The 12,419-nt window shown below is 37.1% G+C and carries 7 protein-coding genes and 2 pseudogenes; 3 read left to right on the top strand and 6 right to left on the bottom strand.

From position 1 onward, the window contains the following. Positions 1-57: 57 nt before the first annotated feature. A pseudogene (locus ICW23_RS18935) lies at positions 58-201 on the bottom strand (amino acid permease); the annotation flags it as partial. On the opposite strand from ICW23_RS18935, the pseudogene ICW23_RS19215 reads away from it, so the two are divergent. Next, positions 197-511: pseudogene (locus tag ICW23_RS19215) on the top strand (lipocalin-like domain-containing protein); the annotation flags it as partial. The pseudogenes ICW23_RS18935 and ICW23_RS19215 sit on opposite strands and share 5 nt — an antisense overlap. Before the next feature lie 85 nt (positions 512-596). Here the strand turns inward: ICW23_RS19215 and ICW23_RS07435 are convergent. From ICW23_RS07435 to ICW23_RS07455, 5 genes are all read right to left on the bottom strand, one after another. Continuing rightward, positions 597-2,408 carry an AIPR family protein gene (locus ICW23_RS07435; protein WP_188154258.1) on the bottom strand — a complete coding sequence of 604 codons (1,812 nt, stop codon included), beginning with the start codon at positions 2,406-2,408 and terminating at the stop codon, positions 597-599. An 8-nt stretch (positions 2,409-2,416) separates the two neighbouring features. After that, positions 2,417-3,436: a PD-(D/E)XK motif protein gene (locus tag ICW23_RS07440; RefSeq protein ID WP_045925561.1), complete on the bottom strand. Its 1,020-nt coding sequence runs from the start codon at positions 3,434-3,436 to the stop codon at positions 2,417-2,419. After that, positions 3,417-6,098, bottom strand: coding sequence for a Z1 domain-containing protein (locus ICW23_RS07445; protein ID WP_188154259.1), 2,682 nt, complete (start codon positions 6,096-6,098; stop codon positions 3,417-3,419). The genes ICW23_RS07440 and ICW23_RS07445 overlap by 20 nt, the downstream gene beginning before the upstream one ends. Continuing rightward, complete coding sequence (locus tag ICW23_RS07450) at positions 6,095-7,552, bottom strand: ATP-binding protein (RefSeq protein WP_064779161.1); 1,458 nt, start codon at positions 7,550-7,552, stop codon at positions 6,095-6,097. The genes ICW23_RS07445 and ICW23_RS07450 overlap by 4 nt, the downstream gene beginning before the upstream one ends. A 135-nt stretch (positions 7,553-7,687) precedes the next feature. Then, positions 7,688-9,481: a DNA cytosine methyltransferase gene (locus ICW23_RS07455; protein ID WP_064779160.1), complete on the bottom strand. Its 1,794-nt coding sequence runs from the start codon at positions 9,479-9,481 to the stop codon at positions 7,688-7,690. 177 nt (positions 9,482-9,658) lie between these two features. Here ICW23_RS07455 and ICW23_RS07460 point away from each other — a divergent pair, with 177 nt between their 5' ends. Together ICW23_RS07460 and ICW23_RS07465 are read left to right on the top strand one after the other, a co-directional pair. Further along, positions 9,659-10,084, top strand: coding sequence for a very short patch repair endonuclease (locus ICW23_RS07460; protein ID WP_045925557.1), 426 nt, complete (start codon positions 9,659-9,661; stop codon positions 10,082-10,084). A gap of 488 nt (positions 10,085-10,572) precedes the next feature. Then, a complete protein-coding gene (locus ICW23_RS07465) occupies positions 10,573-12,408 on the top strand; it encodes a beta-glucoside-specific PTS transporter subunit IIABC (protein WP_188154260.1) in 1,836 nt (611 codons plus the stop codon). Positions 12,409-12,419 lie beyond the last annotated feature (11 nt).

Raw genomic sequence — 12,419 nt, forward strand, 5'->3', positions numbered from 1 at the left:
ACCCATCAGTATGTGCCTTTTTTTATGGCATAGTTTTATCCAAATGAATGTCACGAAAGCGATCGGAAAGAGAGGATATAACGGCGTGCGGAAGGTCAGATCTGTGAGGCGGCCGCTGTTTTTTACATCATGCTTTCGAAATAAGAGCTGAGACAGGGCAATGCTCATCCACACCACGACGCCGGCAAATCTGGCTGCAGCGCCGTACCGCTGCGCAGGAGAACCGGATACACATATCGGCAGCCGCCGCGGCCGGAACCTGCAAACTCATCCAGCACGGAAAAGCCATCACAGCCGCCATCAAAACCATCCGGCTTAACTCCAACGGCACCATTTCCGGGGAAATGACCAGAACCTGAACAATAACCGGCAGCAGCAAAGCCCGAATCAACCTGAACGGCACAAATTATGGCAGCGTCTTTCTGAAAGAATGGGATTCAGCGAGAGAGAAAGAAGTCGTGACGTTTAGTGTGCTGAGCAGTGATGGGAGGCTGATTGGGGAGTGGAGTAGTTTAATCAGAGACGTTATTTAGAATAAAAAAACTCTTTTTCGTTGATATCTTCCTCATACGTAAAAGAGTTTTTTTAATTGTTATCTATCTTAGATATTGTAATGTGGACTTATGTTCCTTTTTGAATTCATCCCAACAGGCTTCTTGTTTAGCCCATTGTGTAACATTACGTTCTCCAGCAGAATCCCTTAAATAATTTAAAGTAACATTCGCGATAGTTGCAATGATAGGGTTCCAAACATCTGATAATTTTTGGTTCTCCCAAACTTTAATTAGGTTTATTTGATCACCATATATTTCTTTCAGGATTGCTACAGAATAATAAACAACGTTAGCTCTGTACCCTTTAAGTTTTTGTTCAGATACAATTTCATGTACTCGCATGTTAATAATAACTCGCGCTATTAATTTTTTATAATCATCAAGGCTTAAACTTTTTCTATCTTCTTCATTTTTTTCAGTTTTCCAATAAGGCGAATTGTGTTCCATGAATTCTTTAAAAGCTGCTTCCCCTCCTTTACTTGAAATGTGAGGAAAACCCTCCCAAGACATGAAATACTTTGCTAGGTCTACTTTGGAAAGCACTTTATCTGAAGGATTTTGTTTTTTGAAGTTATTAGATCCTTTATCTTTCTTGAATCTGTTAACATCAACCATATATTGGCCTCTAGTACGTTCAAAATACCATTTTTCACCCGCTTTACGTCCATCATGTACAGGTATCCACGTGCATCTGGAGAACATTTCAATCTCTGACATAAATCGAGTATTAGCTAGAAGATCCGACTTATTAATTTTGTTTTGAGTGTTGGCAAATTCCGATATTTTAGCAACCATTTTATCTTCTAATTTAATTCGCTCGTCTTCATTTTTACTGCTTACCTTTAATATTGTTAATTTAGTTTGTATGTAGACTTCACTTAGATCGATACCTTCCAAATAAGCTCGGTGAATAGAAGCCGTAGTCTGTCCGCCGTTTACAATCTGCCATCCGTCAAGCCCTTTAATAGTAAAGAGGTTGATGCCTTCAGCAGATTTTTCAATGTCTCCGCTTCTGGCCACGGAAGATATCCCATTGTTGTAGGCTACAAACATCTTGCGCTCCTCAGGGTTTTTGAGTGTATCTCTAATTCCTCTATTTGTCTGTGCACGTGCCTGCAGGAAGGAACGAACGTTTCTTTCAACCAATTTTGGCCCCCAAAAATTATAGATTTTGGCTAAAAGTTCTGCAGGGATAAAACCAATATAACATTCAAAATTATTAGCTGTATTGTCCGGTACATACATCATTTCAAAAGTTTCGTCAAACTGATTTTTAAAATCAATAAAAGTTAGCTGATCCCCATTGTCGGCGGAGTATAGTTGATAGGCTCTTTCAACGTCCCATACATGAACATGGACCTCATTAATACCCGGTATGTTTAACTGGACCATTTTATTTGATCTGTAAAACCTGTTTGTTACAACTATAATATCAATAATATTTATATCATTCTCTATAATTGTTCTTGCGAGAGAATGGGATTCTTGAGACGAATCTATATTGTTAAAAAGCAATTTTGCATTTGTGTAGAAGCGTTTTGCTTTTTCAGCTATAGAATTTATTTCAGACATAGTTATAGTCAGCATCTCATCTTCACTTTGTTCATTATCATAATCTACTACATATAACTGAAGTCTGCTTTCCTCCTTAATGTTGGAATAAGCATTTACTAAAATTTTTTTATGTGTATTTTTATAGGGAGGATATAAAATATTAGGGTCATTTTCGCAATCAATGTACTTAAGCATTTCATTTAGAAAAACATTCTGAAAATTTCCTTCTTTTGCGGCTTTTTCTAGTACTACATTTAATAGATTATCTAAAAAATTTCTTTCTAGCTGTCGTTCCAACATATTAATATTCAGCTCCATTTTATATTGTATGCACAGTTTTCTTGTAATAAAAACTCTTCACAAGCTTTTAAATCTATAGAATAACTAACATGAGATACAGCAGAGTGAAGAGATTCCGGCAAAATACGGGGAAACTTCTCATTTGCATCATAGACTTCAACGCTGTTAATTGCAAAGAGATTCTCAGCATACTCCCCATCACGATAACCGGCCTTTATCAGCAGCTCATTAAATACCAGTAATATTTCTTGAGACATGCTTTCAATTAAGTCTCTAATAATATTAACCATTGAATCAAGCGATGTACCATGGGTCCGGCTATTCTCAATAAAGCAAACATACAAGTATATAGATTGTACGGCCTCTGTTAGGGTTAGTTGCTTCTCATTGGAAATCTTCACTTCCTTACCTATTTTTTCTGTTACTGTTTTTATTTCAATACAGTGGTGTAACATATTAAAATCCAAACGACCTGTTAAGGGGCCTTCCCAGCAGTTTATTAAAGTTGGAGGAATTCCAGGATTTTTTTCAATCCATTTTTTTATATAGTAAAGTTCGCCGAAAAGTCCTTTTTGTTGTTCCTCTGTTAATTTTTTAAACCCACCTTTAGAAAAGAAAGCTTTCCACTTATCTAAAGTTCGATATAATAAAGGATATAATTCTTCTGTTTCAGCCTTTAAAGTGATTGTTTCTAGAACATTTTGCAAAACAGATACAAATACATCTGTGTCATACCCTTTTTCTTGGCTGATAGCTACAACATATTCGTTTTCAAAAGGTCCAATCTTAGAGTGGAAATCAAAGCTAATAGTCATGCCTTTCCACTTAGGTAATGATATAATTTGTTCTTTTTCCCATGCTTTTTTACCAGCAGTAATAAATAAAATCCTTTGTTCTGAACTTGGATTGATGCCTGCAAAAACAGCAACGGGATCGACCAAAACAAGCCTTAGTTTGAATGGAGAAGGCTGAACAGGATGAATTGATTCATTAAACATTTCTGTGAATTCATTTTTTATTGAAACCATTTTGTTCTCCTTGAACCTGCGGTACTGTGCTGTTTATTTGATAGACTTTATCATTTTCAATATTAGTCCCGGGAAAAGAAAGGGCAACTCCTATCGGTATGAGTTCTTCGCTGAAGTTTATTTTTAAATCACTAAATATTTTTACGTTTGGATTTAAAGGATAAATCATAAGAAAGCCTTGAGTTTTGTCTCTTTCTTCACGCATTTTCCTCTTTGATTTCGAGGTAACAGTTTTTCTTTCATCCAAATCTAGAAATTCTTGGTTATCCGCTACGATTGCCCGTATATCTACTAGTTCTCTGGATTTATTGTATTCATGTGCTTTCTCTCCACGCATAACGGTATTTGATAGATATAAACTTCCTAATTTAACCGGATGGTTAGGTACAATATGATCTGACATTTGACCTTCAAATACTGCTACTGTCCAATTTTCCAGTTCATTATTTTCTTTATTGGCTAGGGCTATATAATTTGATAGTAAATTTGATTTAACTATTGTTGCATGATCACTAGTTTGGTAATTTTGAAAGAATTTCAATATAGTATTTACATTTACATTTTTGGCTAAGTGATATAAAGACTTTTTTCTCTTAATTGAAGAAAAAGTAAGATTAGAAACAAGATCTGACACAGCTTCCATGTTCTTGCGAAAGAAAGCTTCAGAAGCATTAAAAACTCTTGTCTGCTGCAGACTTGCATCAAAACGAGCATTATAAATAGTCGCCATTTTCATTTTTAATACACTTGTTAATCTCATTGTTTCATGACTTAACATGCGTACTGCATATTGCATTGGTGTTTTGTTTTTTTCTGCCATATAATCAAGTTCCTCACGCAACTTTTGCATAGCAATGGCCAAATGTTCAAAATGGTTTGCTATTGTCTCTGAAGTATAAATCCGGCAAAGGTCTATATAACCTTCTCGATAACCAAACCAACGGCCCATTTGCATTAATGTATCATACATAAGAGTATTGCGTGTATAGTATGTAATGCTTAATCCTTCAAGGGTAAGGCCCCTTGAAAGTTTGTCTCCTCCAATTGCAATAACATTTAGTCCGTCTTCTTTATAGCTGTGATAATCTAAAGCATCGCTACTGTCGCCATTAATTGCAAATAATTGTACCGTTATAATGCTTTTTTTTATTTCTTTCAATACAGTGTTCCATTCAAAGGCCTTGATACTGTTATCCCATTCTTCCGTTGTTTTAGTTATTTCATGTTCATAAATAAATTTAAGTTCATCTATTATAGGACTGTTTTGGTCATAAAGTATAGAATCTGTATAAGCCGCGAATTCTTCAGCGATTACATCTTTAATATAGGTTTGAACACCCTTTAATCTGGAGATATGGATGAGCATTGAATTATGCTGTTTTTTCTGGCCTCTTAGATTTCTTACCGCAATAGTGATTAAAAAGGATAAAATCGCTTTTTTCATTTGTTTTGGAACGGAATCAAATATTTCTATATCGTCCACTTTTTTTATTGACCCAATGAGTTTCTCTTCATCACTATCTAAATACTTAATTAAACTAGGTTTACTATAGTTGGAATTTTCTTCAGTGTTAAAAAACTCTTCAGGCCCACAATATCCTGCTGGTTTTGGCAGACCAATTAGAAAATCTTTAGGATAAAGATCCTTGCCTTCAGCCTCTGTTTCAGAAGTTACATCGATTAACAAGTTTGCAAAAGGAGTAGCAGTGTAACCGACATAATTTCTGCGCGGAAAAATATCTAATAGCTGTCTAATTAATTTATTAATTGTTTTTGGTTCTTCTTCTTTTATCTTGTCCGCCGTATCAATTGAGGCTTGATCTGCTTCATCATCAATTATTATGACCGGTATATCTAATTGATAAAGTCTTCTATGATTGATTAATTGTTCAATAAGTGTTTCCAATACTGACTTGTTTTTCTTAACGACCATTAAAGTGGGCTTATTCAGATGGGACACTTGAGGGGTTGTGCGAGCAGATATATCATGCTTTTCGGTAGTCCATGTTCCAATAATATGATCATCATTATTAGGGCTGATTTCAGCTACGCCAACTGGGCACCCGCTCTTATCTGTACGATTACCAACAACTTCTTCTTCTAATCTTATTTGGGTCTGAGTCCGCAGATCGTTATGAATTCCTGCGAGGACAATGATTAATTTATAACCGACATCAAATGCTTTATTTATGAGACCTGTAAAATTTGCAGTTTTTCCTGATTGAACATATCCTAAAACCAGCCCTCTTTTGTCAAAAGGACTTGGGTTCTCAGGATTACCGAGGAATTCTAGTATCTTATCAGTTGATTTATCAATAGAATCAACAGTTTCAAAATCCCATTGTTTTTTATCGAGCAAATATCTTCTATATCGATTCCAAAAGTAAAAAGTTGCTTTCTTTGATGGTGAATACCAGTTATCTCTGTTCTTTCCGTCTAACACACTAATTTTATTTGGCAACTCCATCCCAATTTTGTATTTGAAAAAGATTTTTGCTTTTGCTTTCTCTTTCTCAGTTTGAGAGATTTCTTTTATATTGAGAATGTTTAAGGCATAATCAAAAGCTTCTTCCGCAGCTTGATCTCGATTATGGCCGTGAGCTTCCATACTGGAGTGAATTGTCTGGAAATGAAAATCCAATAAGTTGAAATTTATATTCATTCTTTGCTCTCCTTTTCTAGAATATATTTCAGTGTGCTTTTATTAAACATCTCAAAACCAGGTTGAGTCATTAGTGCTTCAATAATTTCTTTTTTTGTATTCAAAAGGCCAAGTTGTGTCATTGTTTCAGAAAAGCGTTGAACCATTTCTAACTGTTGGTCTGTAAAATTTTGAATTTCGTTTTCTGATTGTGGTACTGCTATAATATTTACAGGTGAACCTACTTCAATTAATTTCAAAAAAAAGTTCAGCATTCGCGCTTGTTCTTCATTCAACTGCTTTAATAACTCTAAATAAATTGGATGACTTTTATTTAAAACAAAAGGGGATTCTGAATCTTTACCAGACTGTTCCCAGGTATTTAAGCTGCCTTTAATTTTGCCTCCAGCTATTGAAGACTGTGTCCTGAAGTAATATATCTCTCTAGAGATATCTCTTGCTTCTTTGGCAATTGGACGTAAGATTTTTATGGCTTGTTCGGGTATTGTAACCATTGACTTCTTAACATCAACGTGCCAATCAGAATCCGCTTCATTAGTGATGTCAATTCGTACTCTGGCTAATTGAGATTGATTATCCTTTGGGAAAAGGTTTCTCCAATCTCCATAGTGTAATAAGCGATTTTCCCTATATATGTATAAACCTTGATGATCTCTCCATCCTCTTTCTCCGCCTGCTTTTTTAAATTCAGTGCGATTAAGTTTGGAGGCATGGGGAAGAATTGTATACTTGACTTTCATTTTATGTCCATCTAATTTCCATAGTGTTTCTTCTCCTTCAATTATTGAGGGATGTTCAGTCATAAAAGGGTCCCAAGGAGTTAATTCAACACCGTTTATAGAAATAATAATCTTGTTATTGTCTATAAGATCATGAAAAACAAATTCAAGATGTTTTTGAATTTGAGCAGTTTTGGCAAAAAAAGTTTTCCGTTGTATTTTTTTATTGCGCATATAACGATCAAGTTTATCAATTATTATAACAGTACCACTAGATCCATTAATTTCTCCCGCCACTTCTTTAACCGGAGTAGGTATAGAAGTTAACAGGTTCCATTCGTTGCATTCAGATACGTAATCGAGATCCCAGCATCTCTCATGGTATACTCCGTCTTTCTTTGTTATAACGCTTAAGCGTTTTCCTAATGAAAATGAGGCAGTTTTTAATCCCATTCCAAAACGACCTAATTCATTTGGTGATCTTTTAGTTCTAGGATCTTTTGCTCCTATATTCATTGCAGTCTGTATTTCTTCTTCGCTCATACCGTTGCCATTATCTTCAATTTTAATATAGCCATTAAGTTTATCATATTCAAAGTGTAATGTGATTTTTGATGCCTGAGCATCAATTGCATTATCAACTATATCTGCAATTGCAGTTTTTGCTTTATAACCTATTGATCTTAGTGCATGAAGTACTGGTGCAGCTGATGGCCGTGTTAGTATAATGTTCATAAATCCTCCTATTTTTCAATTTTTAATATAACTATAATAAAATAAGTTATTTCAAACGTATATCTTTCTAAAAAGATTTAACAAGAATTATCAAAAAAGCTTGACGATATACTGATTTTATCGTCAAGCTTTTTACTATTTTAAATCTAATAATTCATTTTTAAGTGAGATAGTGGGTTCAACACCCATAGCATTTAATAATGCCTCAGCTGCTGCACGTGCAAGCAAAGGGGGGACTGCATTCCCTACTTGTTGATATTGCTGATCTTTTGTCCCTCTAAATTTAAAATTGTCTGGAAATGACTGCAGACGGGCTGCCTCGCGAATACTTATGGCTCTAGCTTTTTCTGGATGACTCCACATTGATTTTCTTACGTTAACGACTGTAGGAGATGGACTGTCATAGTCTAGTCTTAAATAGATTGTATTCTGTGTTCTAGACACATCAGAGTAGGTTGTTTTTAACTCATCATTAAGACTGTGAAAATTTTTGCCTTTCGATTGAAGTATTGCTTCAAAACGAGTTTTACTTAGCTGACGGCTTTCAGTATTTATATGATTATCAATAAACCCTTTATCAGCATCTTTTCTGAAATATCGAAGCATAGGCGATGCCTGCTCATCTGATTCTATATAATCTAATGGTTTAGCTTTTTCCATATCTGTAAGGGGCGTTATACCAGCTAAATCCTGTATTGCATCTCTTACTGTAAAAGGCGTTGAGTCTACCAACGCATCGGGAAGTTTCGGACTATTCTCAAATAAATCATTTCTAACACCAAGGATGATAAACCTTCTTCTTATTTGTGGTACGCCAAAGTCTGTAGCTGTTAAGACCCCGAAATCAGTATTATATCCAATTTGGTGGAATGCCATTTCAAGATATTTTACAATATTATAAGACCAAACTTTTGCAATGATTTTAATATTATCCTTAAGTGTATCATCTATATAAAGCTCATATTTAATTTTTTCATCATTTAGTTCTTTTATTCTTAACAGTAACAGATTGAAACTTATAAAGTTAGTGATATCTTTTTTAGTGTATTCATCTAATTCCTCAGTATCCTCAAGCAGCAATTGTAGTGCTGATTTTCCACGAGAAACTATATCTTTAGTGCTTAAGCGATCTCCATCTGTTTGGAAAGTTTTCAGTTGTTGATTAATCAACTCAATAATTCGAATAATATCTTTTTTTTCCTTAAGTGACAAACTAGGATTACCTGCTGTCTTAATAATTTTTTTTGATATACTTCTCAAGCGGGATAAGTAGTTATGATCCCCAATTATTGGTTCAGGGGGAGTTGGCCCATCGATAATTTTTCTCCAAATATGACTTAGTGATATTTCAACTGACTCCATTAGAATTATCTTATCATCCATTAAAAACTTATTTTCAATCAAGTTTTCTTTTGATGTATTAAATAAGCAAGTTAAATGTTCTAAAGAGCTATATGCAAAGCGCGAATTATCCAAATGTCTTGTGATGAAAAATTTATGTTTATCTGAATTCATCGATGGCACATTCTCCATAAGAAATGCAGCTGGCCGAATCTCATCAATAGCACGGAAAAACTCTATAACAAGCTGATTATTTCCTGATATCAGGTAATTTTTCTGCCTATTAGCATTGGAAAATCCTTGACAAGGAGGCCCGCCAATAATTGTTAATAAATTAGGATCAATGTTTTTGCTCTTTTTCCATTTACGGAAGTCGATTTTACTAATGTCACTGGTATCGCTTTCGTCCGGCCTAATAATAATGTCTCTGTTTCCGCGGTGGTTATAAACATAAGTTTCAATAGCTGCTTGATTTATTTCTACCGCTCCAATTGTTTCAAAGCAGCCAGTTTGCTCAAATCCTTTGCTTAGACCTCCAGCACCAGCAAATAAATCAACTAGTTTAAATCTCTTATTATTGCTGTTCATTTCTTTCAACTCTTTCTGCTTATAGGAAATATATTCTCTGTTTTTGGGTGTTTCTTTCTATAGCAGCATACCCTTTTTTAAGCTTACGTTGCAAGTTTATTTTTTAAAAAAATTGACGGTTATTTCTCTTAATATAGGGAAGAAATATATTAATTATTAAAAGAGAGGTTAAAGCCAATGGGTGATACTCATACAAGAGAGCAAAGAAGAAAAAACATGCAAGCAATAAAATCTAAGTCTAAATTAGAGGATAAGGTTTCTTCAGAATTATGGAGAAGGGGTTTAAGGTTTAGAAGGAATGTAAAATCTCTTTTTGGTAAACCAGATATAGCGATAAAAAAATACAAAATTGTGATTTTTATTGATTCTTGTTTCTGGCATGGCTGCAGTATTCATGGGAATAAACCAAAGAGCAATTCAGCTTATTGGGAGAAAAAGCTACAGAGAAATAAAGAAAGAGATAAAGAAGTGAATTCCTATTATCAAGTAATCGGCTGGCATGTATTAAGAATATGGGAACATGAATTAAAAGAGAATTTTACGGAAACAATTAATCATATTGAAGCCTTTATTAGAGAGAAAAAAGGCAAAAATGAGTTATAGGGCCAGAGCATAGCTATCTATCTCAATCTGAATTTATAATAACGGGTTTTTGATTTCTGGAAGCTGAAACGAACCAGATATGAAATACACATTTGACCCTTGAGTTTTCAGATATTAACCATTTGAGCAGCTAGCCTCATTGTTGCCGTATACGTGGAAGGGAAGGCTTAGCTTTGCGTATAACTTAGACTTTAATTTGTTTCAAGTAACAATAAAGTTTCAAGAACATTAAAATGTAAGCGTTGACACCCCTTAAATCCAGTGCTAAAGTGTACATATAAACCCAATATCATTCACCTAGGATTGTTACTGCAAACCGCAGGCAAAACCTAAATTGCGTCAGACGGGGGAAGACTCCCGTGTGCTGTGCAGTTTAGGTTTTTTTTATACCCTTTTTTGGAGGTGATGCTTATTTCATAATAAAAAAAGCCGGAGAAAGGCGGCCACCTTTCGTCCGGCAGTTCCCCCATTTTTAAGGAGGTATACTCATGGACTATCTTAAAATATCAAAAGAGATATTACAACTTGTCGGCGGGGAGGAGAATGTTCAGAGTGTCGTCCATTGCATGACGCGGCTTCGTTTTAATCTGTATGACAATGCGAAAGCAGATCGGGACGGGCTGGAACAGACGGAAGGCGTGATGGGGACAAATATCAGCGGCGAGCAATTTCAGATCATTATCGGCAATCATGTGCCGAAGGTGTATCAGGCTTTGATGGAGAGCAGCGGGCTCAGCAGTGAAAGCACAAACAAAACTTCAAAGCAGAAGAAAAATGTGCTGAGTGCCGTGTTTGATGTGATTTCCGGCGTGTTTACACCGATTCTGCCGGCCATTGCCGGAGCGGGCATGATAAAAGGACTTGTCGCGTTAGCGGTGACATTCGGCTGGATGTCGGAGAAGAGCCAGACTCACAGCATTCTTACGGCTGTCGGTGATGGTGCGTTTTATTTCCTGCCGATTTTGCTTGCGGTAAGCGCGGCGAGGAAATTCAGATGTAATCCGTACGTGGCGGCTGCTGTGGCGGGTGCGATTTTGCATCCGGATTTGACGGCCTTGCTTGGGTCTGGGAAAAGCATCTCCTTTATCGGTCTTCCTGTAACCGCTGCCACGTATTCATCGACAGTCATTCCGATTTTGCTGGCGATCTGGCTGATGTCCTATGTGGAGAAGGGAATCGATCGAATCACTCCTTCTTCTTTGAAATTGATTGCTGTTCCGATGCTTACGCTTGTGATCGTCGTGCCTGTCACACTGATCACAGTCGGCCCGCTCGGCGCGATTCTCGGAAATGATCTGTCTGTCGGCGTCAATTATTTGTTCAGTCATGCGGGGATTGCCGCAATGATTCTGCTGGCCGGCACATTTTCGCTCATCATTATGACGGGGATGCATTATGCGCTTGTGCCGATCATGATCAATAACATCGCTCAAAACGGACGTGATTACATTCTGCCTGCGATGTTTTTGGCGAACATGGGGCAGGCCGGCGCGTCATTTGCGGTTTTCTTAAAATCAAAAAACAAAACCTTCAAATCACTTGCGTTTACAACGAGCATTACGGCTTTGATGGGCATAACCGAACCTGCCATGTACGGCGTCAACATGAGATTGAAAAAACCGTTCGCGGCTGCTTTAATCGGCGGCGCGGCAGGCGGAGCTTTTTACGGTGTAACGGGCGTCGCTTCCTACATTGTCGGCGGAAACGCGGGTCTGCCGAGCATTCCGGTCTTTATCGGGCCGACGTTTCTTTACGCGCTGATCGGACTTTTTATCTCGTTTGCGGCGGGTATGGCGGCGGCACTGCTGATCGGGTTTGAAGATGTACAATCTGAACGGGACGAAGCATCTGAAACGCCGGGTGTGACGGCTGGCGGAGAAATCATTCACAGCCCGATTAAAGGCGAAGTGAAAGCATTAAGCGAAGTGAACGACAGCGTGTTTTCCGGTGGAATGATGGGAAAAGGTTTTGCGATTTTGCCTGAAGAGGGCGCGGCGGTATCTCCCGTAGAAGGCAGGGTGACAGCCGTATTTAAAACAAACCACGCCATCGGCATTACGAGTGCCCGGGGAGCCGAAATTCTCATTCATATCGGGCTTGATACGGTACGGCTGGATGGCAGGCATTTTGAAATGCACGTCAAAGAAGGCGATGCCGTCGCGCCGGGAGATCTGCTGATTACTTTTGATATCGAAGAGATAAAGGCTGCCGGCTTTGACGTGATGACGCCGGTCATCATTACGAATACGGATCAATATTTATTTACAGACATGAAAAAACGCGGAATGGTCAAACCGAACGAAGCGCTTCTGGCGTTATCCTGAAAAAGAGGTGG

This window comes from Bacillus sp. 1021, from assembly GCF_014534735.1.
Classification (GTDB): Bacteria; Bacillota; Bacilli; order Bacillales; family Bacillaceae; genus Bacillus; species Bacillus siamensis.